Origin of the sequence: Acinetobacter bereziniae LMG 1003 = CIP 70.12, assembly GCF_000368925.1 — a bacterium.
Lineage (GTDB): Bacteria > Pseudomonadota > Gammaproteobacteria > Pseudomonadales > Moraxellaceae > Acinetobacter > Acinetobacter bereziniae.
The window spans coordinates 2,402,113-2,427,076 of sequence record NZ_KB849756.1; the positions used below are offsets into that span (position 1 = coordinate 2,402,113).

Annotated in this window: 23 protein-coding genes; 8 read left to right on the forward strand and 15 right to left on the reverse strand. The window is 40.7% G+C overall.

Annotation, left to right across the window (positions count from 1 at the left end; all coding sequences use genetic code 11):
• Nucleotides 1-3: 3 nt before the first annotated feature.
• The 3 genes from F938_RS20975 to F938_RS20985 all read right to left on the reverse strand — a co-directional run bounded on the left by F938_RS20975 (nt 4) and on the right by F938_RS20985 (nt 5,447).
• On the reverse strand, nt 4-1,308 hold the full coding sequence (locus F938_RS20975; protein ID WP_005034960.1) for a solute carrier family 23 protein: 1,305 nt from the start codon (nt 1,306-1,308) through the stop codon (nt 4-6).
• 335 nt (nt 1,309-1,643) lie between these two features.
• Nucleotides 1,644-4,334, reverse strand: a complete 2,691-nt coding sequence (gene ppc, locus F938_RS20980; RefSeq protein WP_005034962.1) for a phosphoenolpyruvate carboxylase — start codon at nt 4,332-4,334, stop codon at nt 1,644-1,646.
• A 495-nt stretch (nt 4,335-4,829) separates the two neighbouring features.
• A complete protein-coding gene (locus F938_RS20985) occupies nt 4,830-5,447 on the reverse strand; it encodes a TetR/AcrR family transcriptional regulator (protein WP_004825785.1) in 618 nt (205 codons plus the stop codon).
• Nucleotides 5,448-5,783: 336 nt separating this feature from the next.
• On the opposite strand from F938_RS20985, the gene F938_RS20990 reads away from it, so the two are divergent.
• The 4 genes from F938_RS20990 (at nt 5,784) to dnaJ (ending at nt 11,753) form a co-directional block, all read left to right on the forward strand.
• Nucleotides 5,784-6,884: an efflux RND transporter periplasmic adaptor subunit gene (locus F938_RS20990; protein ID WP_005034965.1), complete on the forward strand. Its 1,101-nt coding sequence runs from the start codon at nt 5,784-5,786 to the stop codon at nt 6,882-6,884.
• A 2-nt stretch (nt 6,885-6,886) separates the two neighbouring features.
• The gene (locus F938_RS20995; protein WP_005034967.1) at nt 6,887-10,033 is read left to right on the forward strand and encodes an efflux RND transporter permease subunit; all 3,147 of its coding nucleotides are present in this window, start codon (nt 6,887-6,889) and stop codon (nt 10,031-10,033) included.
• A gap of 136 nt (nt 10,034-10,169) precedes the next feature.
• The gene (locus F938_RS21000) at nt 10,170-10,547 is read left to right on the forward strand and encodes a hypothetical protein (protein WP_004825792.1); all 378 of its coding nucleotides are present in this window, start codon (nt 10,170-10,172) and stop codon (nt 10,545-10,547) included.
• Between the two features lie 93 nt (nt 10,548-10,640).
• On the forward strand, nt 10,641-11,753 hold the full coding sequence (gene dnaJ, locus F938_RS21005; RefSeq protein ID WP_004825793.1) for a molecular chaperone DnaJ: 1,113 nt from the start codon (nt 10,641-10,643) through the stop codon (nt 11,751-11,753).
• A 59-nt stretch (nt 11,754-11,812) separates the two neighbouring features.
• On the opposite strand, the gene F938_RS21010 is transcribed toward dnaJ, so the two are convergent.
• Both F938_RS21010 and F938_RS21015 read right to left on the reverse strand, forming a co-directional pair.
• Complete coding sequence (locus F938_RS21010) at nt 11,813-12,019, reverse strand: hypothetical protein (protein ID WP_005034970.1); 207 nt, start codon at nt 12,017-12,019, stop codon at nt 11,813-11,815.
• Nucleotides 12,020-12,415: 396 nt separating this feature from the next.
• Nucleotides 12,416-12,607 (reverse strand): hypothetical protein, encoded by a 192-nt coding sequence (locus F938_RS21015; RefSeq protein ID WP_005034973.1) that lies wholly within the window; start codon nt 12,605-12,607, stop codon nt 12,416-12,418.
• Nucleotides 12,608-12,897: 290 nt separating this feature from the next.
• On the opposite strand from F938_RS21015, the gene dapB reads away from it, so the two are divergent.
• Both dapB and F938_RS21025 read left to right on the forward strand, forming a co-directional pair.
• Nucleotides 12,898-13,719 carry a 4-hydroxy-tetrahydrodipicolinate reductase gene (gene dapB, locus F938_RS21020; RefSeq protein ID WP_004825798.1) on the forward strand — a complete coding sequence of 274 codons (822 nt, stop codon included), beginning with the start codon at nt 12,898-12,900 and terminating at the stop codon, nt 13,717-13,719.
• Between the two features lie 50 nt (nt 13,720-13,769).
• On the forward strand, nt 13,770-14,420 hold the full coding sequence (locus F938_RS21025; protein ID WP_005034978.1) for an START domain-containing protein: 651 nt from the start codon (nt 13,770-13,772) through the stop codon (nt 14,418-14,420).
• A 112-nt stretch (nt 14,421-14,532) separates the two neighbouring features.
• On the opposite strand, the gene F938_RS21030 is transcribed toward F938_RS21025, so the two are convergent.
• Complete coding sequence (locus F938_RS21030) at nt 14,533-15,699, reverse strand: MFS transporter (protein WP_005034981.1); 1,167 nt, start codon at nt 15,697-15,699, stop codon at nt 14,533-14,535.
• Between the two features lie 253 nt (nt 15,700-15,952).
• Nucleotides 15,953-16,765, reverse strand: coding sequence for a 2,5-didehydrogluconate reductase DkgB (gene dkgB / locus F938_RS21035; protein WP_005034984.1), 813 nt, complete (start codon nt 16,763-16,765; stop codon nt 15,953-15,955).
• Nucleotides 16,766-16,888: 123 nt separating this feature from the next.
• On the opposite strand from dkgB, the gene F938_RS21040 reads away from it, so the two are divergent.
• Nucleotides 16,889-17,779 (forward strand): LysR family transcriptional regulator, encoded by an 891-nt coding sequence (locus F938_RS21040; protein ID WP_005034987.1) that lies wholly within the window; start codon nt 16,889-16,891, stop codon nt 17,777-17,779.
• Here the strand turns inward: F938_RS21040 and F938_RS21045 are convergent.
• A complete protein-coding gene (locus tag F938_RS21045; RefSeq protein ID WP_004825812.1) occupies nt 17,739-18,146 on the reverse strand; it encodes a hypothetical protein in 408 nt (135 codons plus the stop codon). The two genes, F938_RS21040 and F938_RS21045, sit on opposite strands and share 41 nt — an antisense overlap.
• Before the next feature lie 110 nt (nt 18,147-18,256).
• Between F938_RS21045 and F938_RS21050 the strand changes: the two genes are divergently transcribed.
• A complete protein-coding gene (locus tag F938_RS21050; RefSeq protein ID WP_005034989.1) occupies nt 18,257-19,693 on the forward strand; it encodes an aminotransferase-like domain-containing protein in 1,437 nt (478 codons plus the stop codon).
• Between the two features lie 255 nt (nt 19,694-19,948).
• On the opposite strand, the gene ahr is transcribed toward F938_RS21050, so the two are convergent.
• From ahr to F938_RS21085, 7 genes are all read right to left on the reverse strand, one after another.
• Entirely contained in the window at nt 19,949-20,971 is a 1,023-nt protein-coding gene (ahr, locus tag F938_RS21055; protein WP_005034992.1) for an NADPH-dependent aldehyde reductase Ahr, read from the reverse strand.
• A gap of 29 nt (nt 20,972-21,000) precedes the next feature.
• Complete coding sequence (locus F938_RS21060; protein ID WP_005034994.1) at nt 21,001-21,555, reverse strand: DNA-3-methyladenine glycosylase I; 555 nt, start codon at nt 21,553-21,555, stop codon at nt 21,001-21,003.
• Between the two features lie 28 nt (nt 21,556-21,583).
• Nucleotides 21,584-21,829 (reverse strand): hypothetical protein, encoded by a 246-nt coding sequence (locus F938_RS21065; RefSeq protein WP_004825820.1) that lies wholly within the window; start codon nt 21,827-21,829, stop codon nt 21,584-21,586.
• Between the two features lie 29 nt (nt 21,830-21,858).
• A complete protein-coding gene (locus F938_RS21070; RefSeq protein ID WP_005034996.1) occupies nt 21,859-22,407 on the reverse strand; it encodes a M23 family metallopeptidase in 549 nt (182 codons plus the stop codon).
• 98 nt (nt 22,408-22,505) lie between these two features.
• Nucleotides 22,506-23,540: an A/G-specific adenine glycosylase gene (gene mutY, locus F938_RS21075; protein ID WP_005034998.1), complete on the reverse strand. Its 1,035-nt coding sequence runs from the start codon at nt 23,538-23,540 to the stop codon at nt 22,506-22,508.
• 202 nt (nt 23,541-23,742) lie between these two features.
• Nucleotides 23,743-24,111 (reverse strand): HIT family protein, encoded by a 369-nt coding sequence (locus F938_RS21080; protein ID WP_004825828.1) that lies wholly within the window; start codon nt 24,109-24,111, stop codon nt 23,743-23,745.
• 46 nt (nt 24,112-24,157) lie between these two features.
• Nucleotides 24,158-24,895: a dienelactone hydrolase family protein gene (locus F938_RS21085; RefSeq protein WP_005035000.1), complete on the reverse strand. Its 738-nt coding sequence runs from the start codon at nt 24,893-24,895 to the stop codon at nt 24,158-24,160.
• Nucleotides 24,896-24,964: the final 69 nt, after the last annotated feature.

The following is a 24,964-nucleotide window of genomic DNA, read 5'->3' on the forward strand; positions in this document are numbered from 1 at the left end:
TAATTATTCTGATTTATCGTTTAAACTAAAGAACCAGTTGAGAATCAGTGCCGCAAAGGTTGCAGTACCAATACCACCGAGATTGAAATCACCAAATTGAAGGGCAAAGTCACCTGTACCCAAAATAATGGTCACAGCAGCCACCATCAGATTTTTATTTTTGGAAAAATCGACTTTGTTTTCAATCCAGATTTTTGCGCCCGCAATGGTAATTAAACCAAACACCACAATCGAAGCACCGGTTAAAATCGCAGTTGGGATAGTATGGATAATTGCACCAAACTTTGGTGAAAAGCCTAAGAAAATGGCAAAAACACCCGCAATGACAAAAATAATCGTCGAATAAACACGGGTGACCGCCATCACACCAATATTTTCGCCGTAAGTGGTCATGCCCGGAGCACCCACACCACCTGAAAGTGTTGTTGCAATACCATCAGCAACAAACGCTTTACCAATTTGAGGGTCTAAATTTTCTCCAGTCATGGCACTAACAGCTTTGATATGACCTAAGTTCTCTGCAACAAGAATTAAAGCGATCGGTGCAATGATCAACATGGCATTGATATCAAAAACAGGCGAGTGGAATGTGGGAGTACCAAACCAAGCTGCTTGTTGAATTGGGGTAAAATTGATTGGTGTACCATTCCCCATCACATTGGCAACAATGAAATAGATCAAATAAGCCAACAATAAACCAACCAATAGCAGTAAACGTTGTAATAAACCTTTTGTGAATACAGCAATTGAGCCCATACAAAGTACAGTCACCAACGCCATCCACATATTAAAGTTATTGCCTGCAACCCCTTTTACTGTGACTGGCGCAAGGTTTAAACCGATAATCATGACCACAGCCCCTGTAACCACAGGAGGCATCAGCTTTTCTATCCATTTGGTCCCTGTTGCCATCACAATCAAACCAAAGATTGCATACAACACGCCACACGCCATAATACCGCCTGCTGCATGGGCAATATTTAAATTTGGTGTACCCGTGCCAGAAGCAGCATAACCCGTTGCAGCGATGACGACACCAATAAAGGCGAAGCTTGAACCCAAATAACTTGGGACACGACCACCCGTTACAATAAAAAATAGGATCGTACAGATCCCTGACATCAAAATAGCCAAGTTCGGGTCAAAGCCCATTAAGAAAGGTGCAAGTACAGTTGCGCCAAACATTGCAAAAGCATGTTGAATCCCTAAAACAATGCTTTGTGCAGGAGGTAAATACTCACTGGTACCGACAGGTCTTGCATCAATGCTGCCAGAATACGGACGCCATTTGGGAAACCAGTTGGACATAAATTGAGCACTCGAAAGACAAATTGGACACATCATACGCTTTCTTTTCGAGAGTTTTAATCATTTTAGTCAAACTAAACGCTTGCATTTATTAGGGAAAAAGATTGTTTTGTACCATTTGGTCAAATAATTAAGCGATGTTACTGCGTAAAATCAAAGTATTAAAAAAATTTAATATTAAAAAAAATAAAAAATTAGATGCTTTTTGATTGATTAAAAAAAGTGATTGGTCACTTAAAATATTTGAATCAGTTGGCATTTTTATAAAAACTTAGGAGAATGACAAATGCCATTCTCCTAAACGGGATATAACAAGTGATGAGATCTTCAGTAAATTAACCTGTGTTTCGTAAACCCGCCGCAATACCAGCAATACTCACCATCAGTGCATGATCTACAGGGGTATGTTCAGCCTGAAATTCAGCCAAATAAGCACGACGACGTTTCATGAGCTCAGCTTGCAATAAGTGTAACGGCAACAGATATGGTTTACGTACTTTCATTGCTTGATCAAGCACTTCATTGGAACTGAGAAGTGCTGACTCGCCTTTCATGGCTAAAAGTGTTTGAACAGCATCATGGAGACGTTGACGTAATTCAGCACCGAGCACTTTTAAATCTTCATCATCTGTTAAATGAGATTCGTAATACAGGGCAATATTTGAGTCCGCTTTAGACAGCACCATTTCTAGCATATCAATTAAGGTTTGGAAATAAGGCCATTCAGACAGCATTTCATCCAAAACAGCTTTCTGACCTTGATCAATCACTTGATTGATGGCTGCCCCTGTACCCAACCAAGCAGGAAGCATCAAACGAATTTGTGTCCAAGCGAAAACCCAAGGAATAGCACGTAAGGATTCAATTCCTCCACTGACTTTACGCTTCGCAGGGCGTGAGCCAAGCGGCAACATTTGTAACTCAAGTTCTGGGGTAACGGTGCGTAAATATTTTACAAAATGAGGATTTTCACGCACGGTCTGACGATACACTTGAACAGACAAGTCGGTCATGTTGTGCATCAAATCTCGCCATGCTTGTTTGGGTACAGGTGGCGGTAATAAGGTTGCCTCTAATGTCGCAGCAGCATAAATTTCTAAATTTTGTAAGGCGATTTCTTCCAAACCAAATTTAAAGCGAATCATTTCACCTTGTTCAGTTACTCGGATTGCACCAGAAATTGAGCCAGGTGGTTGAGAAAATAGTGCCTGTTGAGTAGGCGCACCACCACGACTGATGGAGCCGCCACGACCATGGAACAAGGTCAATTGTACGCCGTGTTGTTTTGCAATCGCAGTTAACTCTTCTTGGGCACGATACTGAGCCCAGTTTGCCGACATAAAGCCTGCATCTTTGGCAGAGTCAGAGTAACCAATCATCACCTCATGTTTGCCTTGAATATGCTGTTTATACCAATGCATATTAAATAAGGTCGTCATGGTACTTGCAGCACCATCTAAATCCTTCAAGGTTTCAAATAATGGCACTACACGTAAGGGATGTTCAATTCCCGCTTCTTTTTGAAGTAGCAGTACCGCCAATACATCACTCGGATATTCCGCCATTGAAATGATATAAGCACCTAAACTTTCTTTGGGTTGCTCTGCCAATGTACGCATCGTTGCAAAGACTTCTTGAACATCAGGATGTTCAATCAGGCTATTGGCTGGCTCGTTTAAGTGTTTTGGTAATAATGGGCGCTTGCTTTGTAATTCTTGCAATAAGAAGTTTTGGCGGGCTTGTTCAGTCCATGTCTCAAAATTACCCAAACCAAGATATTCGGTAATTGCGGAGATGGCTTGACGGTGACGACCTGATTCTTGACGAATGTCCAGCTTTAATAATTCAATTCCAAAACAATTGACACGATAGATAAAGTCGAGCAATTTCCCATTGGCAATTTCTGGCAAATTACATGCCATGAGCGAACGATAGCAAAGCAATAGTGGCTGTAATAATTCATCTTTATGACGAATGATTAAACTACGGTCAACGTCTGAGTGCTGACCACGTAATTTATCTGCCAACCATTGACGGGTAGCTTTTAAGCGTTCACGAGTTGCACGTAAATATTCACGATATGGCTCTGGATGGCTATAGCCTAAAGCTTGATGTAATTCATTGGAATACGCCTCAATTGAAAGCTCCCAACGCAAATCTTCTATATCACGAAGATATAAATCGGCGGCTTTCCAGCGAGATAGCCACAAAACCTCTTGTGTAATGTTATGCGTGACATTCGGGTTTCCATCACGGTCGCCTCCCATCCACGATGCAAAGCGAATTGGTGAAATGTCCAAAGGTAAGGCTTGAGCACAGTTGTCTTGAACAAGGTCATCCAACTCACGGATAAATTTGGGTACTGCATTCCACAACGTTTGTTCAATGGTGGTGAAGCCCCATTTTGCTTCATCAATCGGCGTAGGACGGTGTTGACGAATCTCATCCGTTTGCCATGCTGAACAAATCAGTTGTTTTAAATCAGTCAGTACCTCAGCACGTTGTTTAGGCGTGAGTTTTTGCTGATCAAATGTTGAAAGACAGTGATTAATCCCATCATATTTTTGAATTAAAGTACGACGACTGACCTCAGTTGGATGCGCGGTGAGTACCAACTCAATTTTTAATTCACAGATTTGCTGATAAAGCGTTTCAGCCGAAATTTGCTGATCTTTAAACTTGCTAAATAAATGGTCGAGAACATTGGGTGATGGGGCATGTTCATCACATTCACTTTGGCGACGACTACGCACCACATGATATTGTTCTGCGATATTGGCAAAATTTAGAAAGTGTGAGAATGCACGGGTCAGAGGCAGAATTTCATCATCTTTTAAATTTAAAAATAATTGTTCAAGTTGTTTTTCTGCTTCAATTTGACCATCACGGGCGCCTTTGCCTAAAGCGCGAATCTGTTCAATTTGATTAAACAAATCTTGTCCTGCATGTTCTTTTAAGGTTTCACCTAAAAGATTTCCGAGTAAGCGTACATCTTCACGCAGTGGAGCATCAATTTGTTGAACCATTTGTCACTCTCCAGTTCTTGTTATCTTGAATATAACGTGATTCCATCACAATCCAAGGGACTCCCTACAAAAGTATGTAAGTGACTGTGCAAGAAGTCGACTTTGATTTGTTTTTCGTTCGGTTTTATTAGGGTCTGTAGACATTTCATAAATGGCTTGTGTTGTAGGTTAAAATTGAACAGGCATGAGGAGTATACTCTGCAAGGAAACAAAGAGAATAGCGAGACTATTTTCAAGTTTCATAACGTAGCCTGAGATAATTTTAGCCACAACCCTTCGGGACTAGCGTGTTTTTTGCCGCTTCTTCGTTCCGAACTACTTATTTAGAATGACTAAATTTCGTATTTCGCGCCTAGAATCGCCTAAAAAACACACGTAGTCGCAAACATAGACGAATTGTCAACAGACCCCAACTTTTTGGGTCAATTTGCCTATGACACCTTCGAGTATGCCTGAAACAGCAATTGCACATTATTTAGTTTTTTAATAGCACCATCACGGTTTATATTTCAGCATAAATAAATCAATGCTTTCTTTGATGATTTGCTGCTTTTCTTGATCTGTTGGCGTTGGGCGAATTCCCAACAAGACCTCATGATGACGAACACCGAGCAATAATGACAAAATTAAATTGGTCTGTTTTTCGATCTGGTCTGCTTGAATAAATTTCAGGCTCGTGGCTTGTTGAAAAAAGTCTTGCCATACCGAACACATTCTCTGATGAGACGAATTATAGAATTGTAGCGCTAAAGGGTTCTTTTCTGCGGCAAGTTCCAATAGTAAATGATCTAATTTAATAGCTTCAGGCAAATTAATCACATTCATTGCCAATTCACAGGCTTGAAAAAAATGTGCATAAAAATCACTTTCAGCATTGAGACGCAATGGTCGGGCATTAATTGACTGTTCGCAAGTTTCTTCAATGGCACAGCTAAATAAAGTTTCTTTATCTTGAAAATGGTTATATACGGTCAGTTTTGTTACACCTGCTTCTTTGGCAATCTGATTCATACTGGAACCGTGATAGCCAAGCTTTAGAAACAGTTTTTTTGCTGCTTCTACAATGTGTTTACGTTTTTCTAAGTCCTTTGGACGGCCAACTGTTGTTTGCACAATAATTCCCAAAAAAACAAAATTAGGTCAATTACTCAAAACATGATTCACAATTATTGTACCATGCAGTATATTAATTAAAAAATGAGCAACAAACGGGCTTTTGACATTTCATCAATGACTTGTGTCGTTCAGTAAAACTAAGCGGGCAAAGCGTGAAACCTAGAAAATTACTTTTTCAGTTTCGGCATGCTGGCTAAGATTATTTTAACGCCAACCTGCGCAAGAACAAAGTATGGTTTTGTTTGTTTTGCAAGGTGCTAGATGAATCGTCACATGGTCTCAATATCTCATTCTCATTTGCCTGAAAAGGGCATTTAAATAAGAGCCTTGCCTATGCGTAGTATAAAGTTAGTGATCACGAGCCTATTGGTATCGTGTAGTGTCATTCTGGTGGGATGTAGTAAGCCAGCGCCTGAAGTGGAACAGATTCCCTTGGTGATGGTTGCCCAACCGCTGACTTCCCAAGAAGATCAGAAAAGCTATGCAGGCGATGTACAGGCACGGCAGCAAACTGCGTTAGCCTTTCGGGTTGCTGGACAGATCACTGCACGTTATGTCGAGGTTGGCGACCGCGTTAAAGTTGGGCAGGTTTTGGCCAAGCTAGATGTCAAAGATGCCGAATTACAATTGAACTCTGCAAAAGCACAGCTTGAAAGTGCTCAATCCGCTACGAAACTTGCAGCAGATGAGTTTAAACGTTTTCAACAATTATTACCCATCAATGCCGTCAGTCGTTCCCAATACGATAGTGTTAAAAATCAATATGACGCAGCACAGGCAAGCCTTAAACAAGCACAATCCAACTATGATGTCAGTGCCAATCAGACAGGTTATAACCAACTGATTGCCAATAAAAATGGGGTCATTACCCAACGTAATATTGAAATTGGACAAGTGGTTTCGGCAGGGCAAGCGATTTATCAATTGGCGATTGATGGTGATCGTGAGGTGGTTATCGGGGTTCCTGAACAGGCGATTTCTGAAATTAAAGTTGGACAAAGCGCATGGATTACCTTGTGGTCAAAGCCTGAAGATAAATTTGCAGCCTATGTCCGTGAGATTTCTCCTGCCGCAGATCAATCGCGGACATTTACAGTGAAAGTGGCTTTAAAAGAAGCACAGTCGGTCATTCAACTGGGGCAAAGCGCACGTGTGTTTTTCAATCAAAATGTTCAAAATATTTTGAGTGTACCGCTGAGCAGTGTCTCAGCCAATAATAATCAAGCATATATTTGGGTGGTTAATCCTGATCAGACTATTCGTAAAGTCTCTGTGACTTTAGGACCTTACGGGCGTGACAATGTCACGGTATTGAGTGGTTTAAATGCGGGGCAATGGGTGGTGGTCGGCGGTGTTCACTTACTCCGTGACAAGCAAAAAATTAAACCAATAGATCGTGAAAATCGTGCTGTAACTATCCAAAAAGGGGCATGATCATGAGTCTATTTAACTCCTTTAATTTGTCAGAATGGGCGCTCAAAAATAAAGGCTTAGTGCTTTATTTTATGATTTTGCTGGGGATTGTCGGGTTATTTTCTTATTCCAAACTGTCTCAAAGTGAAGATCCTCCTTTTTCCTTTAAGGTGATGGTGGTGCAAACCTACTGGCCGGGTGCAACAGCACAGGAAGTCTCTCTGCAAATCACCGATAAAGTTGAAAAGGAGCTCATGAGTACAGGGCTCTATGACAAGATTATGGCGTACTCTCGTCCTGGAGAGTCCATGGTCATGTTTATGGCAAAAGATTCGTTAGTATCCAATGAACTTCCAAATGTTTGGTACCAAGTACGTAAAAAAGTCGGTGACATCAAGACCCAGTTGCCTTCTGGTGTTCAGGGTCCGTTCTTTAATGATGAGTTTGGCGATACATTCGGGAATATTTATGTTTTAACAGGCAAAGACTTCAATTATGCCACACTCAAAGAATATGCCGATCGGCTACAACTTCGCTTACAGCGAGTAAAAGATGTCAGCAAAGTCAATTTGGTTGGATTACAAGATCAAAAGATTTGGATTGAGATTTCCAATACTAAAGCAGTGCAGATGGGGGTGCCTGTTACAGCAATCCAAGAAGCTTTGGCAAAACAAAATAGTGTGACCAGTGCAGGTTTCTTTGAAACAGGTACAGACCGTATTCAAGTCCGTGTCAGTGGCGCATTAAAAAGCATAGACGATCTGAAAAAAATGCCGTTGCTGGTGGGAAATAAAACTATTCAACTGGGCGATGTGGCTGAGGTTTATCGTGGTTTTAGTGAGCCTGCTCAACCGCGTATGCGCTTTATGGGAGAAAATGGTATTGGTCTTGCTGTATCCATGCGTAAAGGTGGGGACATCATTGCATTGGGTAAAAATCTAGAGACTGAATTTCAAACCCTACAAAAGACTTTACCTTTGGGCATGGAACTGAAAAAAGTTTCAGATCAGCCTGTTGCAGTACAACGTAGTATTCATGAATTCGTCAAAGTATTGGCTGAGGCTGTGATCATTGTTTTACTGGTCAGTTTCTTCTCATTGGGTTTCCGAACAGGATTAGTGGTTGCCTTCTCGATTCCATTGGTGCTTGCCATGACCTTTGCAGGGATGAATCTGTTTGATGTTGGCTTGCATAAGATTTCTTTAGGCGCATTGATCCTCGCATTAGGACTTTTGGTCGATGATGCCATTATCGCGGTCGAAATGATGGCGATCAAAATGGAGCAAGGCTATAGTCGAATGAAAGCCGCAGGATTTGCATGGACCAGTACCGCATTTCCAATGCTAACGGGTACATTAATTACCGCTGCGGGATTTTTACCGATTGCGACCGCTGCATCAAGTACAGGTGAATATACCCGTTCGATTTTCCAAGTGGTTACTATTGCTTTAGTTGTGTCATGGTTTGCCGCGGTGATTTTTGTACCTTATTTAGGTGATAAATTACTGCCTGATTTTAGTAAAGAAGCGCAAAAAGCGCCGTGGTATCAGCGTCTTTATGCAAGATTGCGTAAACAACCTGAACCGCAACCTGTGATTCATCATGCTGGTGAGCATTTTGATCCCTACCAATCGAAATTTTATCAAAGCTTTAGAAAGTTGGTGAATTGGTGTGTGACCTATCGAAAAACGGTGATTTCAATCACTGTGGGGGTATTTGTACTGTCGGTGGTGATGTTTAAGTTTGTACCACAACAGTTTTTTCCACCGTCAAACCGTGCCGAAATTCTGGTCGATTTAAAATTGGAAGAAGGCGCTTCACTCACCGCAACTGAAAATGCTGTGAAAAAAGTGGAAGCGTTCTTATCCAAACAAGAAGGTATTGATAATTATGTCGCTTATGTTGGTACAGGCTCGCCACGTTTTTACTTGCCACTTGATCAACAAATGCCACAAGCCAGTTTTGCACAGTTTGTGGTGTTGGCGTCATCACTTGATGATCGCGATGAAATTCGTAAATCCTTAGATACTCAAATTCGCCAATTATTGCCACAAGTTCGAACCCGTGTCTCATTGTTGGAAAATGGTCCTCCTGTGGGCTATCCATTGCAGTATCGGGTATCTGGTGAAGACATTGCTGTAGTCCGTCAGGAAGCCCAGAAAGTTGCTCAACTGCTGAGCGAAAATCCCAATACAGGCAATGTACATTTGGATTGGGGTGAGCAAAGTAAAATCATTTCTTTACTGATCGACCAAGATCGTGCGCGTCAAATGGGTGTGAGTTCTGAAGATTTGGCGAATTTCTTAAACAGTTCGATTTCAGGTGCGATCATCAATCAGTATCGTGAAAAACGTGAATTGATTGATGTACGTATCCGTGGGGACCAGGCTGAACGGATAAATGTGGAAGCATTATCAAGTTTGGCTGTACCGACAAGCAATGGCACTACAGTACCATTGGCACAAATCGCTACACTACAGTATAAGTTTGAAGATGGTCTAATCTGGCACCGCAATCGTTTACCAACCATTACGGTACGTGCAGATATTCGGAGCAAGTTACAACCCGCAACTGTTGTAAATCAAATGGCAGAGAAAATGGATCAACTTCGCGCAACATTACCAAGTGGTTATTTGGTTGAAGTGGGCGGAACAGTAGAGGAGTCTGCCAAAGGACAAAGTTCTGTGAATGCAGGTATGCCTCTATTCCTAGCAGTGGTATTTACGCTCCTCATGATTCAGCTGAAAAGTATTTCACGCTCTTTCATTGTGTTTTTGACTGCGCCATTGGGTTTAATCGGTGTGGTTTTATTCCTGTTGTTATTTAACAAACCGTTCGGCTTTGTGGCAATGCTCGGTACGATTGCACTATCTGGCATGATTATGCGAAATTCTTTAATTCTGATTGATCAGATTGAGCAGGATATTCGAGCTGGGCATAATCAATGGGATGCAATTTTGGACGCAACAGTACGCCGTTTCCGTCCAATTATTCTTACTGCATTGGCTGCTGTTTTGGCGATGATACCACTGTCACGTAGTATTTTCTTTGGTCCGATGGCTGTTGCGATTATGGGTGGATTAATTATCGCTACACTTTTGACCCTATTTTTCTTACCTGCGCTATATGCGACTTGGTTTAAGATTAAAAAAACTACAGAAAATACATAATTTGTTGTGAATATTAGGTGCGAAAAATTGAAAACTTCAATATAGTAGCACTTAATCTTTAACAGAAAATAACATAGGAAATTTCATTGCATAATAAGTCAATCGGTATGCAATGAATTTGAGGTCAAAAACACCCATGGGGCAAACAAATCCGGAACAGCATCGTAAGTTCATTACGAGCTCTTATTTGTTTATGTTTCTTGCATTATTTACGGTAATTACAGCAGTGCTCGCATATTGGTTAGCGCGCAAAGTAGCAGTAGCAAATGATGCAGAGGTATGGATACATGCACAAGCATTGTGGATTATGCGCAATGCTGTCATTTTTTTGATTTTAGCGGCTTTTGCTGCATTGTGGTTTATCCCTTTAATGTTTTTCTATTGGGACAGTTTCATCTGGGTAAAAGCATGTACGGTGGCAGGTGTCGTATTTAGTGCGATTGCATGGCTATATTTACTCAATATTTGGCTTAAAGGTTTTACAAAATATTTACAGAAAAAAGCAGTTTTTTAAAAAAAACTAGATTTCAAACTTGTAAAAAATAACATCGCCCCCAATTTACTCTGCATAGAAGTATTATCAAATTTTTGTGGAGCATCGCCAATCATGGCTAAACGTGATTATTATGAGGTTTTAGGTATTGCTAAAACCGCTAGTGATGATGAAATTAAAAAAGCCTACCGTAAGTTGGCGATGAAGTATCATCCAGATCGCAACCCTGACAACGCAGAAGCTGAAGAAAAGTTCAAAGAATGTGCAGAAGCTTACGAAGTGCTTTCTGACAGTGAAAAACGCAGCATGTATGACCGTATGGGGCACAATGCCTTTGAAGGTGGTATGGGCGGTGGCGGCTTCGGCGGTGGATTCAGTGCCGAAGATATTTTCAGCCAGTTTGGTGATATTTTCGGTGGTGCTTTTGGCGGCGGTGGTCGTGGTCAACAACGTGCACGTCGTGGCTCAGATCTCCGTTATGTCATGGAATTAACGCTTGAAGAAGCTGTGAAAGGGGTGAAAAAAACCATTACTTTCACTGCACCAGCACCTTGCGATGCCTGTGATGGAAAAGGTTCAAAAAATCCGAATGATGTTGAAACGTGTAAGACTTGTCATGGTGCAGGTCAGGTGCGTATGCAACAAGGGTTTTTCTCAGTCCAACAGACTTGTAGCACTTGTCGCGGACAGGGCAAAATCATTAAAAACCCATGTAATAAGTGTCATGGTTCTGGGGTTTCAGATCGTCAACAAACCCTTGAAGTGACCATTCCAGCAGGTGTGGACAATGGTGATCGCGTACGCTTAACTGGTAAAGGTGAAGCAATTCGTGATGGTCAGTCTGGAGATTTATACGTTGAAGTGGTTGTGCGTGAACATGACATCTTCCAACGTGATGGTGCAGACCTCTATATGGATGTGCCTGTGAGCATTGCTGATGCTGCCTTAGGTAAGGAACTTGAGATTCCAACTTTAGACGGTCGTGTTAGTTTGAAAGTGCCTGAAGGTACACAAACCGGTAAAATGTTCCGTTTACGTGGTAAAGGCGTGAAACCTGTACGTAGTAGCATGCAAGGTGATTTACTTTGCCGTATCGTAGTAGAAACACCAGTGAATTTGACGAGTCGCCAACGTGAGCTGTTGAAAGAACTTCAAGCGACCATGGAAAGCGATGACAATAAATCTTCGCCGAAGAAAAAATCTTTCTTTGATCGTTTATTCGACTAATTAATCTGAACGATTAAATCAATAAAAATGGAGCAACAGTGAGCTGTTGCTCCATTTTTTTATTTTGTCGGTTGATCCGATGAGGATTGGTCAAATTCATGATCATCTGGCGCAGCATCGATTGAATTGTCATCTTGTGGAAGAATCAATGCCGGAGTGGATGAGGCAGCTGTCTGAGGTTCAGCGGGGGCAGTAGAGTCTTGTGCCCAACTGAGCGAAACAGTTGTGGTCATCATTAGCCCTAAAATCATGGTTTTAATTTGCATTATATTTCCTTAAATCTCTCTATTATTTGTATGACTTCCACGCTTTAGAATATTCATTTATTAAGCTTAAATTTTATTTAAAATTGTTTCGTTATTTTAGGGTTTGTGGGCAATTCGTCTATGTTTGCGACTAGGTGTGTTTTTTAGGCGATTCTAGGCGCGAAATACGAAATTTAGTCATTCTAAATGAGTCCTAATTGTAGCTTCAAAATATAATTTTTTTTGATCAATAAAATTGATGTTATGAAAATATTGTTGAATGAGATAAAACTTTCATTGCCACGTTTTACATCTAAAGTTTCAATAGATTAGCGTAGATCATATTGTGAATCTGTGCAGTGATTTCAAGATAGAGGATATAACCCCATATCCTCTAACGCTAAAAACAACCCAAAATTATTCAAGAATCGGAGCGTCAATATCTTCGACACGAACTTCAGTTTGTGTTTCTGAAGGCGTAGTCGCGTTGCCTTGAGAGACCGTTTTTTCTTCAGCAAGTGTAACGGCTGGAGTTGGTGCAGATTCAGCCCAAGCACTGGTCATCATTGTTGCTAATACAAATGCAAAAACCATTTTATTCGAATGCATATTGATCTCCTTATAATCCATATTGTTTTCATTCGTGGCAGTAGTCTGCTGTGTGATTCTTGCACTTTGATGAAATAGATTGAGCAATATTTTAAATTTTTTCAAAGTTTTATCGATATATTTTTTAGTCTTGATCTATTTTTTCGTTGAGTCTACTTTTTTGACCTTAATTGCCGAAGACTTAAAAGAAATCAGAAAGTTCGCAGTATTTTTTAAATGGAGTCGTGGTCTTGGAACTGAGTTTTGTTATAGTAGAGCCAAATTTTCAAATTCAGATTTAGGAAGATCGTATGTCAGCAGCTCCACGTATTGGTATTTTAGGTGCAGGCGGTCGTATGGGCCGTACATTGATTCAAGCGGTACAACAAGCAGGTTATCAGCTTGCGGCAGCGGTAGAGCGTCCAGAAAGTACGTTGATTGGTGCAGATGCAGGGGAACTTGCTGGAATTGGTGCTGTAGGTATCAAAGTCGTGGGCAGTTTGGAAGACATTTTAAAAGATGTTGATGTGGTGATTGATTTCACTGCCCCAGTTGCAACAGAAAGCCATCTAAAATTATGCCGTGATGCTGGTGTTGCAATGGTGATTGGAACAACGGGTTTTTCAGATGAGCAAAAAACCTTGTTAAATCAATCTGCGACACAAACACCCATTGTGTATGCTGCAAACTACTCAGTGGGTGTCAATGTTTCAATTAAATTGCTCGAGCTGGCTGCCAAAGTTTTTGGTGATACAGTGGATATTGAGATTATCGAAGCACACCATCGTCACAAAGTAGATGCACCATCTGGAACTGCTTTGATGATGGGGGAAGCGGTTGCGGAAACTTTAGGTCGTGATTTGAAGAAAGTGGCGGTTTATGGTCGTGAAGGTCATACAGGTCCACGTGAACGTGAAACGATCGGTTTTGAAACGATTCGTGGTGGTGATATCGTCGGTGAGCATACTGTGATGTTCATAGGCGAGGGTGAGCGTGTCGAAGTGACACATAAAGCGACCAATCGTATGAACTTTGCAGCAGGCGCTGTACGTGCAGCAGCTTGGGTTGTCGGAAAAGATGCAAAAAAATACGATATGAAGGACGTTTTAGGCTTAAATGATATTCAAGCTTAAAACATGTTGCGCTAAAATTATAACAATGAGTCAAATTTTGAACATAAAAAATGAAAAAAACAGTGATGTTACTTACTTGTGTAGTCAGTGCTTTTAGCCTGACTACACAAGCAGCTTTACCGAGCAATGCCAAATTGAGTCTAAACAAAAACAACATTAAGGTTTGGACTTATAAAGATACCAATAACCCTGTTCTGTCCTATAAAGCAGAAACAACAATAGATGTACCGATCGAACGGGCTGTTGCTTTAGTTCTGGATGTCAATAATTCACCTAAATGGGTACCCAATGTTGCTAAAGCAGAAGTGCTGTCTCGAGATGATAAAAAGGGCGAATTCAGTATTTATATGGTTTTAGACTTTCCATTTCCTCTAAAAGATCGTGACATGGTGGTGAAAGGAACGATGTCTAAAGACGCGAGTGGCACGATTTATATTAAAAACTCTGCGGTTCAACAAGGCAAAGCACTGAACTCAGATTATATTCGTTTAAAAGATTATGCGGGCGATTGGACATTTCAAAAACTTGGTCCCAATAAAGTGAAAGTGATCACTTCTGGACATGCCAATCCTGAAGGTTCAATCCCGGCAAGTGTGACCAATATGCTGGTTGAACAGCAACCTTATCAAATGCTGCAAAAGATGAAATCTGAATTGGCAAAGAATACCAAGCTTGTTGCCTTACCTGAAATTTTAAAATAATCATTGATTCAGGATGCGTTATTTATAGCTATTTTGAACCCTACACCCTATGAAGGTGCAGGGAAATGAACAATATAATCAATTCAGTCGCAGATGATTTGGTAAGTTAACATTAGCTGAATTGATGCACGGGTTCTTGGCTCATTTTCATTTGGATAAATACCAAGAGCAATCCTAATGCAGTAAGTACTGCGCCTGCAATTGAAACGGCTGAATAACTCATACCCATACTGAGAACTGCACCACCTACGGTTGCGCCTAAAGCATTACCTAAATTAAATGCACCAATATTCACTGAAGAGGCTAGTCCTGGTGCTTCATGCGCAACAGACATCACCCGCATTTGGAGTGGAGGCACAACGGCAAAGGCTGCTGCTCCCCAAACAACAAGCGCCAAAGCTGCACCAAGCGGTGTTTGTGCCAAGATCGGGAACAGTAACATGGACAGCATTAATAACACTAAAAAGCCTGTCAATGTCTTATTCAGTGATCGATCTGCGAACTTCCCACCGAGATGATTCCCAATTGAAAAACCGATTCCGATTAAGACCAACATCAGTGTGATAAACATTGGACTGGCATGGGTGATATTTTGCAAGCTCGGTGCAATATAGGTGTAGAGCGTAAACATCGCTCCTGCACTCATCACAGTCGTCAATAAGGCAAAAAGCACAGGCAAGCGAGTCAAAACTTTCAGCTCAGCTTTTACATTTGGACGCAAACCTGCCACATCTACAGGCAAGGCTTTCCATAATGCCAACATGGTGATGACACCCAAGATCGCAATTGCGGCAAAGGACATACGCCAACCAATATTTTGTCCAATCCATGTTGCTAGAGGTACCCCCCCAATATTGGCAATTGTGAGTCCCATAAACATCATGGCAACAGCACTGGCCTGTTTGTCTTTAGGCACAACACTGGTGGCAACAATTGAGCCAATCCCGAAAAATACACCATGATTAAGACTGGTAATTATTCGAGCTCCCATCAGCCCCCAATAGTTCGGTGCAATGGCTGCAAGAATATTGCCCATAGTGAAAATACTCATGGCCAATATCAGTGCTTTACGCCGTGAAAAATGTCCAAACCACAATGTCATAATCGGAGCACCGATCATTACACCTAGTGCATAAGCCGTAATGAGCATCCCCGCAGTGGGAATCGAAATGTTGAGGTTTTCTGCAATTTGAGGTAGAAAACCCATTGGAGAAAATTCAGTTGTTCCTATTGCAAAAGCGCCTATGGCTAGTGCAAGTAAGGGAAAATTTAATTTCATGAGAGATCTCAAATATACAGAAGATTGAAAAAAGACCGAGTACAGTGGTGCAATCATCAGACCAATATCACAAGCACAATTTTTTGATGTTGATTTCAACAAAAACTTTTAGATCACATTTTGTTTGAGTCAAACACACATCAAAGCTTCGCAACAAAAGATATTGCGAAGCAATTGATGCCTTTCAATCGATCAGAAATGAACAGTGAAAATGTGAGAATAGATTTAGCTGTGATTAAACTGAGCAGCTAAATTAAATATCCCACTTCGGTGCTAAATTTTCTGGATCAACTTCACGACCACTGCGCTCCAATTGTGCAATCATCTGCATTTCTTCAGTAGAGAGTTGAATCTCTTGGGCTTTTAAGTTCGTCATTAAGTTTTCACGCTTGGTTGATGATGGAATAACCGCAAAACCTTTTTGCAATGCCCATGCCAACGCAATTTGTGCTGTTGAAGCTTGATGTTGTTGAGCGATTTCAGCCAATACAGGATCATTTAAAACTTTGCCATAAGCTAAAGTCATGTATGACGTCACATCAATATGTTGTGATTGTAAGAAATCCACTAACTTTGAGTTTTGTAAATAAGGGCTGAGCTCAATTTGGTTTGTTGCAATATTTTCAAGCCCAACAGCATCAATCGCTTGTTGTGACAAGTCAATATTGAAGTTTGAAATACCAATATGTTCAGTTAAGCCAAGCTTTTTAGCTTCTAAAAGGTTATGCATCATTTCAGCAACAGAAATACCTAAACTTGGTGCAGGCCAATGGATCAAAGTCAGATTGACAGCATCAGTGCGCAGTTTTTGTAGGCTCTCTTTCAAGCTTGGAATAAGTTTGTCTGCTTGATAATTGTCAGTCCATATCTTTGTTGTGATAAACAAATCATCACGATGAATATGACTTTCAGCAATCGCCTGACCAACTTCGGCTTCATTGCCATAGATTTGTGCTGTATCTACAGCACGGTAACCCACATCTAAGGCAGTTTTGACTGAGTCAATCACCGTTTGACTGGTTAAACGAAAAGTACCTACACCAAATTGAGGAACGATATTTGTCATGATATGCTTCACTTTATTTTCGGGGATTAGCGCTATTTTGCTACTTTAATTGTTGCGGAAAAATACAGGAATATGCAAAATATTATTGACTATTAATCAATAATAAATCGTGATATTACAGAGATGAAATCGACCTTAGAAGAGTTACAGGCATTTATCAATATTGTGGATAGTGGTTCGATTGTTGCTGCTGCAAGACATCTTGAACAAACGACTTCGGGCGTGAGCCGAGCTTTGCAACGGCTTGAGTCTAAACTGAATGTGACTTTACTTGAGCGAACTACGCGGAAGCTTAAGTTAACTCAAGAGGGGCAATTATTTTTAGAAAAAGCCCGTAAAATTGTGCATGATCTGAATGAAGCTGAAGATGCTTTATTGAAGTCGGACAGCGATACTTCAGGTTTGATCCGTGTCGATTCGGCGACTCCTTTTGTGTTGCATGTGATTGCACCCTTAATGCAAGAGTTTTCTCAGCTTTATCCAGACATTGAAATTGAATTAAACAGTAATGATCAAATTATTGATTTATTGGAACATAAAACGGATGTCGCAATACGTTTTGGAGAATTAAATGACTCCAGCCTACATGCGAGATTGCTGTGTAAAAGTCGTTTATACATTGTTGCCAGCCCTGAGTATTTAGCACGAAATGGTTATCCTGCAACCCCACTCGATATCCTCAATCATGTTCAAATCGGATTTAGTAAGGTCAGTCATCTCAATACTTGGCCCATCCGTGTGAATGGTGAAAAATTGACTGTACAACCTAAAATCAAAGCATCTAGCGGTGAAACAGTACGTCAACTTTGTCTACGTGGGCATGGTATCGCCAGACTTTCAGCATTTGAGGTGCTTAAAGATCTCAGAGCGGGAAGGTTGATCGCGCTATTTGAAGATCAAATAGAAATTTACGAGCAACACATCCATGCAGTTTATTATCAACAAGAACATTTACCTAAACGTGTACGTCTATTTATTGAGTTTTTAGCGCAAAAGCTGTCAAGGTTTCGATAGTCTTTTGTGGTGGTAGATCTAGACTCAATAATGGGGCAGTGTTGGGCTGTTGCGGTGTCACCAAATGAATTTCAAAATGCTGGGCGGAGGTTTGTTGGCATTGGAATTCCAAATTTTTTTGAACAGGCATATTTATTTTAACAGCCTGATCTCCACTGGCACGATAGTGATAATGTCTGACCGCGACAGCCTGATGCAAGGTTGGCTGTAGATGATCAAGCTGATAATTACCCAAACGTTGTGTCTTCAAAAAACCTTCAATCAAAGATTTGCATACAAAATGTTGTTGCTGAGCTGCTTTATTGACTTGTTGAGGCTGGCAGGCGCTGAGTACCAAAGCAAGGCTGATTAGGGCGATGATTCTCATTATTTTCTCCTTTCAAATCAATTATGTTTTAAAAACTGGCTGTAAAAGAAGCATAAATCTGTTAGGTTTACAGATACAGATACAACAAATATTAAAATTTGGGTACAGATATGGCTTTCCAATATCAGATCTTGGCACAACAGATCGCGCAAAAAATTTATTGTGGGGAGCTCGCAGTCGGGCAACGACTGAGTTCTTTGCGTCAATTTGCTGAACTACAAAAAGTGAGTTTGAATACGGCAAAGAGTTGTTATGAATTGCTTGAAGCTCAAGGCTTGATTTTTGTCAAAGAAAAGTCAGGTTATTTTGTACAGGCTTTGCCAAATTCCCCGCAGATTGCTGTACCTGACCATCCAGATTTTCAGTCTAGACCAAGGGAAGTTTCTAATCTGGAATTGCAAATTCAAATTCATGAGGCTGCGATCAATAATAAATTGATTCATCTCGGTTCGATTCAATTGTCACCTAATCTGGTTCCTATCGAAGCCTTACGTCGTTCAATCCAACGTGCTTTAAAGCACAGTAAACCGGAAGATTTTTTATATAACGATCGTCAAGGACATCTGCAATTGAGGGAGGCTTTGTCGGCACACTGGGCTGAAGATGGTTTTTATATTGCAAAAGAAGATATTTATATCAGTAATGGCTGTATGCCTGCACTGTCGATCATGATTCAGAGCCTTACACAAGTTGGTGATAGCGTGATTGTGCCGACACCAAACTATAATGGGCAGTTGCAGTTATTGGCTTTGTTGAAGCGAAAAATTATCGAAATCCCAGCCAATACAGAAGGTTTTGATCTAGATCGTTTAGAGCAAGAAATGCAAAGTCCAGGGGTAAAAATCTGCTTATTGACGGCTAATTTTCAAAATCCTCTGGGTTTTTGCCTCAGCAATGCTGAGAAAGAACGTATTGCACAACTTGCGGCGAAATATCAATGCTATGTGATTGAAGATGATATTTATGCAGAATGTAGTTTTAATGCCAAACGTCCTTTACCTATTAAATATTGGGATCAACAGGGTTATGTGGTGTATTGCAGCTCAGTCTCAAAATCTCTATCAACCTCTTATCGTGTAGGCTGGTTTTGCTTACCGCAGCGCTTACAACATTTACATGCAAGACTCATTTTACAGAATGTTTCGGTGAATACGCCTTTGCAATTGGGGCTTGCTGATATGATTTATAGCAGAGCCTATCGTCAACATCTGAGTGAATTACGTCCTAAACTGATGGCACAGGTTGAGCAGTATCGACAATTTATTCAACAGGCTTTTCATGGCGTGAGTATCCGTTTGAATCAACCGCAGGGGAGTTATGCGCTTTGGCTGCAATTCCCTGAACAAGTAGATAGTTTGGCGTTGTATTACTATGCGCAGCAATACAGTATCAATATTGTTCCGGGTATTATTTTTGGTGAAGATCATCGTTATAACAATTGTATTCGTTTAAATGCAGGACATGAATTGTCTCAGGAGGTTCAGGATGCCATCATGTTATTGGCAGATTGGGTCAGAGGCGAATTGTCAACCAAGAGTGTGGCATAAGCGCACTCAACATGATGACATTCATATCGCCTCACGTTAGAAAAAAACAGTGATGATCCAAAAAATTAAAAATAAATGAATGACCAAGATCTTCTAACACATTCTATAAAAACATAAATTTAATCAGATATGCGTGATTGAAATCAAAGCACTAGTCCGAAGAATCCGACAGTTTGACTAAGGTTTACAAACGGCATGATCCATTGCCCCATTGACGATGATGAATGTCAACGTAAATGGGGTATATTGCATAGATTAAAAATCAGCTTTTAACACAATACGATAACGTGCTTTTCCTGAATGGAGGCGTTCCAAAGCATCATTAATTTTTGACATTGGATACACTTCGATTTGAGGAGCAATATTTTTACGCGCTGCGAATTGCAATAATTGACGTAATGCAAAAGGGGAGCCTGTTGGAGAGCCAGTTACTGATTTTGCACCACTGATCAATGTACCTGCAGGAATGGGCATAGGTTCAAGCACCATGCCTAACATATGAATAGTGCCATTGGGTGCAAGTGTATTCAGATAAGCTTTCCAGTCTAAGCTCACATTCACCGTACAGAGTAACAAATCAAATTTACCACGTTGTGCTTTTAAATCATTTGCATCACGGCTATTGACGATATGGTCTGCGCCCATCGCTCGCAGTTCATCTGACTTATCTAAATTAGAGGTGAATGCGGTAATTTCACAGCCCCACGCTTTGAGTAATTTAATTGCCATATGACCTAAACCACCAATCCCAATGACACCTACATGATGAACAGCTTGAATTTGGTGTTTTAAAATCGGATCAAAAACAGTGATTCCTCCACATAATAGTGGACCTGCACTTTCAGGGTCTAAGTTTTCAGGAAGTGGAATAATCCATTGCCAACCAGCACGAACCTTATCTGCAAAACCGCCAGCATGACCAACGATGGTGGCTTTTTTTTCGCCAGTGCAAAGCACTTGTTGTCCACTGACACATGGGTCACAGTGCTGACAGCTTTCTGCTGTCCAACCGATACCAACACGTTGTCCGACTTTTAAACCTTTTGCTTCTGAACCCAACTGAGTGATCGTTCCAATAATTTCATGACCACCCACTACAGGGAAAACTGCATTTCCCCATTCATTGTTAATCACGGAAACATCAGAGTGGCATAAACCGCAATATTCAACTTTAACTTCAACTTGATGTGGTGCTAAATCGCCAGCATCAAATTGATAGGGTACAAGTTCAGCGCCTGCTTCTAGGGCTGCATAGGATTGAATGATATTGGCTGACATATGAATCCTTCCTGTTTTTTGAGCGAAATTTAGCGCGACATACAATCATTTTCATGGTCATTGACCATTCCAACCGCCTGCATGAATGCGTAGCATGTTGTTGGACCGACAAACTTAAAGCCGTTTTTCTTCAAAGTTTTAGATAACTTTAGGCTGGCTTCAGTTTGCGCAGGTGCTTGTCGATAATCAGGAACATCATTCAGCTGTACCTGTTGATCAACAAAATCCCAAAGCCAATCTACCATATCAATATTTTTTGCTTTCATGTTTTGCCATGCAATGGCATTGTCACGAATAGCGGTAAGTTTACCAATATGACGAATGAGCCCAGTATCTTGGCATTTCAATGCCAAATCTTGTTCAGTCAAGTCAGCAATGGTTTGAATTGAATGATTAAAAAAATGTGTACGATAAGATTCACGCTTTTTTAAAACAGTAATCCAAGATAATCCTGCTTGTTGCCCTTCGAGACACAACATTTCAAATAAATGTTGCTCATTGCGATTTGGTTTACCCCATTCATGATCATGGTATTCGATATAAATTGGATCATCCGAACACCAGCCACAGCGTTTATTGATCATGAAAGATGCTCCATTTTTTTTGATGTAATTAGAGTTTAAATTCGACCCATTGATCTTGTTTGTTATCCCAATATGAAAGTTGGGCAGTTTCTAGGTCAGTAAAATTTATCCAAATATCTTTACCCGCTTTATCTGCAAAGCCAGTACTGATCATGAGGGACTCATTGGTGATTTCCATAATCCAGCCTTGATGGCTTTGCCCTTTGAGGACAATTTTTTGTTGATTGCCTGATTCTGCAAATTCAACTAAACGCTCAAGCAATGCTTCTGACATGGAATATTCCTAAATATCTAATTTAAAATTTAACGTAAATACGGATAAGGATTCACTGCACCTTGTCCCTTACCTCTTAAGTATAGTCCATAGTGTAAATGAGGTGCAGTATGTCGTGCATTTCCTGTATTGCCGACATACCCAATTAATTCACCTTTTTTAACGTAGTCTCCTTCTTTTAAACCACGTCGGTGATCATTGAGATGTGCATAATAATGATAAGCACCACCAGGTCCCATTAACCAAATCACATTACCGCCTAAGTTGTTACTTTTTAAACTGGTAATCACTCCTTCAGTATTACTGTACACTTTGGTTCCACGTGAAGCCATGATGTCAATGCCCTCATGTGCGCGTCCAGCACTTCGGGACGCCCCCCACGTATCGGTGAGATTTTGTGGTTTGACACCATCGACAGGGATCGCCAACCGTGTTGGAAGCGGCATTGCTTTTAATCGGTTAATTTGAGCTTGCGGAAGATGCGGTCTTGTACCACTGGGCTTTTTTGGTGCGGTGGTACATGCGCTCAATATGATTGTAAACAGGGCAATCACACAATATTGGATACGATGCGGCACGAGACATCCTTTTTTTCTAGTTTCAAATTTCAGCTTTGAGGTTTAAAAAGGGTAAATTAAAATTGAAAAAATGATCAGAATACCCGTGCCTGACTATGTCATATTTTGATTGCTGAGATCAATTTTTTCATGGCTGTTGGTATGCCCATTTGTGTAGCTTTTTGTGGCGTGAGCCATTCACCGCCCAGTTCTGCTTGGAGATATTCAGCTTGGTCTTTTTCAACATGAATGATGTGTGCGGTTAATATCCAAGTAAAATGAGTGAAACTATGCGAAATTTGCACAGATTCAACGTTTGAAACCAGCTTTAAACGTTCACAGATCTGTTGCAGTTCAGCCTCACTTGCAAAAATTGGTAAACTCCATAATCCACCCCACAAACCACTATTAGGACGTTGCTCCCACAACCATTGCCCTTGAGACTCAATGAGCAAGACTTTGCCAGTTTTCACTGGAACAGGTTTTTTGGGTTTTTTATAAGGGAGTTCTGTTTCTAACCCTTGCTGATGGGCTTGGCAATGTTGCTGCATTGGGCAATACAGACATAATGGTTTTTTAGGGGTGCAGATGGTTGCACCTAAATCCATAATAGCCTGAGTATAGTCATGATTACGTTCAGTAGGGCACAAACTTTCGGCCAATTTCCACATTTCCCGTTCATGTACAGGTTTACTGAGATCATCTTCAATGGCAAAAAATCGCGATAAAACACGTTTTACATTGCCATCCATAATGACACCATATTGGCGTAACCCAAGTGACATAAGTGCACCTGCGGTAGAACGTCCAATACCTGAGAGCTCCATCCATTGTTCCAGAGTGTTTGGAAAATGTCCTTGTTGACTGACAACCGTCGCAGCTTTATGTAAGTTTCTGGCGCGTGCGTAATAGCCCAAGCCTGCCCAATAAGGTGCAACATCATCCCATGACGCCTGACCCAAATCATCAACGGTAGGGAAGCGTTGAATAAATTTGTCAAAATATTGCAGCACTGTTTTGACTTGAGTTTGTTGCAACATAATTTCAGAGACCCAAACTTTATAAGGATCATCTGCCACTTGCCAAGGCAGATCATGGCGTCCGTGTTGATCAAACCAAGTCAGTAATGCGTCTGAAAATGAAAATTGCGACATATCAATCTAGGGCAAAAATAGGTGGCTCAGTATAACCAAATTCGAATCGATTACAGAAAATTATCTGAATACTGTGCATGAGATTTGTGTGAGTTAAGCCATTTCGAATAGTCAGAATTTAATTTTAAAGTCAAGTTGAATGAAGCAATATATTGAACTAAAAAAGACGCAGTAGCGTCTTTTTTAGTTGACTGGCAAAGGATTAATTTTCGTTGATGATACCCCAACGCTGATCCAGTTTAAGCGGTTCATTTTTATAGCGTGGAATGATATGAATATGAAAGTGTTTATTCTGTTCTTGACCAAAAACATCACCATCATTAAAGGCAATGTGAAAGCCTTCTGGTTGATGACGGAGTTTGAGTTCATTACGTGCCAACTCTAACAACGAAGAAAGACTTTTACGCTCTTTTTCTGAAACCTCAAAAAAAGAATCGATATGGCGCAATGGGATAATGACTGAATGCCCTTTAGACAAAGGATTTTGTTCAGGCAAAATTGCACCAAATTCATTTTTATCAATGATGTCAAATTCTTCAAATTCACAATAAGGGCATTTTATCTCAGTCATTTTAAACTCCTTGTTTACTGGTTGAGTTCATACATCAGATTTAAAATCAAACCAATGTACGATTTAACAACTGATACATAGCAGTTAATCCTGCGCTTTCAGCTTCTGCGTTATAACCTAGATCTACACCATTGGCTTTGGCACGTTCATCTGCTTGTGGGTTACTAAAGCCATGTTTGGCATCTTTAAGGATGATCACTTCAGATTTTACTTGGGCATGATTCATTTCTTGTTTGAAGGATTCAACATCTGCCAAAGACACCATTGAGTCTTTTTCACCATGTAAAACTAAAACCTCAGCTTTAAATTTTCCTGATTGTGCTGGGTTTTGTGCGGAAAGGTTGGCGTGGAAAGTAACGACTGCTTTTAAGTCAGCACCAGAACGAGCTAAATCGAGCATGACTTTTCCGCCATAGCAAAAGCCAATAGCAGCTAAACGATCTCCATCCACCTCAGGTTGAGCAGCAAGTGTAGCAAGTGCAGCAGAGGTACGATCTACAATGGTATCGGCATCTTGGAAAGTTTGCATCATCCATTCATTGGCTTGTGTCGCAACGGTTGTCACTTTTTTATCGCCATACATGTCGATTGCTAAAGCAGCAAAGCCATGTTCTGCAAGCTCTCTAGCGCGTTGCTCAGTATATTCATTGCGTCCCCACCATTCAGGACCCACGATGACACCTGCAACAGGTTGTGTAGATTCAGGGGCAGCAAAATAACCGATTAAAGTTGTTCCATCTTTTGCTTGGTATTGAATTTCACGAGTTTTAATTGCAACAGCCATCTGTTCAATCCTTTTATATTTTTGAGAGCGACATTGATTAAAGCATAAATATAAAGGATTCAAATGGCT

Coding starts and splice junctions, on each gene's coding strand:
- F938_RS20975 (WP_005034960.1), bottom strand. CDS start 1,308: ATGTCCAACTGGTTTCCCAAATGGCGTCCGTATTCTGGCAGCATTGAT.
- ppc (WP_005034962.1), bottom strand. CDS start 4,334: ATGGTTCAACAAATTGATGCTCCACTGCGTGAAGATGTACGCTTACTC.
- F938_RS20990 (WP_005034965.1), top strand. CDS start 5,784: ATGCGTAGTATAAAGTTAGTGATCACGAGCCTATTGGTATCGTGTAGT.
- F938_RS20995 (WP_005034967.1), top strand. CDS start 6,887: ATGAGTCTATTTAACTCCTTTAATTTGTCAGAATGGGCGCTCAAAAAT.
- F938_RS21000 (WP_004825792.1), top strand. CDS start 10,170: ATGGGGCAAACAAATCCGGAACAGCATCGTAAGTTCATTACGAGCTCT.
- dnaJ (WP_004825793.1), top strand. CDS start 10,641: ATGGCTAAACGTGATTATTATGAGGTTTTAGGTATTGCTAAAACCGCT.
- F938_RS21010 (WP_005034970.1), bottom strand. CDS start 12,019: ATGCAAATTAAAACCATGATTTTAGGGCTAATGATGACCACAACTGTT.
- F938_RS21015 (WP_005034973.1), bottom strand. CDS start 12,607: ATGCATTCGAATAAAATGGTTTTTGCATTTGTATTAGCAACAATGATG.
- dapB (WP_004825798.1), top strand. CDS start 12,898: ATGTCAGCAGCTCCACGTATTGGTATTTTAGGTGCAGGCGGTCGTATG.
- F938_RS21025 (WP_005034978.1), top strand. CDS start 13,770: ATGAAAAAAACAGTGATGTTACTTACTTGTGTAGTCAGTGCTTTTAGC.
- F938_RS21030 (WP_005034981.1), bottom strand. CDS start 15,699: ATGAAATTAAATTTTCCCTTACTTGCACTAGCCATAGGCGCTTTTGCA.
- dkgB (WP_005034984.1), bottom strand. CDS start 16,765: ATGACAAATATCGTTCCTCAATTTGGTGTAGGTACTTTTCGTTTAACC.
- F938_RS21040 (WP_005034987.1), top strand. CDS start 16,889: ATGAAATCGACCTTAGAAGAGTTACAGGCATTTATCAATATTGTGGAT.
- F938_RS21045 (WP_004825812.1), bottom strand. CDS start 18,146: ATGAGAATCATCGCCCTAATCAGCCTTGCTTTGGTACTCAGCGCCTGC.
- F938_RS21050 (WP_005034989.1), top strand. CDS start 18,257: ATGGCTTTCCAATATCAGATCTTGGCACAACAGATCGCGCAAAAAATT.
- ahr (WP_005034992.1), bottom strand. CDS start 20,971: ATGTCAGCCAATATCATTCAATCCTATGCAGCCCTAGAAGCAGGCGCT.
- F938_RS21060 (WP_005034994.1), bottom strand. CDS start 21,555: ATGATCAATAAACGCTGTGGCTGGTGTTCGGATGATCCAATTTATATC.
- F938_RS21065 (WP_004825820.1), bottom strand. CDS start 21,829: ATGTCAGAAGCATTGCTTGAGCGTTTAGTTGAATTTGCAGAATCAGGC.
- mutY (WP_005034998.1), bottom strand. CDS start 23,540: ATGTCGCAATTTTCATTTTCAGACGCATTACTGACTTGGTTTGATCAA.
- F938_RS21080 (WP_004825828.1), bottom strand. CDS start 24,111: ATGACTGAGATAAAATGCCCTTATTGTGAATTTGAAGAATTTGACATC.
- F938_RS21085 (WP_005035000.1), bottom strand. CDS start 24,895: ATGGCTGTTGCAATTAAAACTCGTGAAATTCAATACCAAGCAAAAGAT.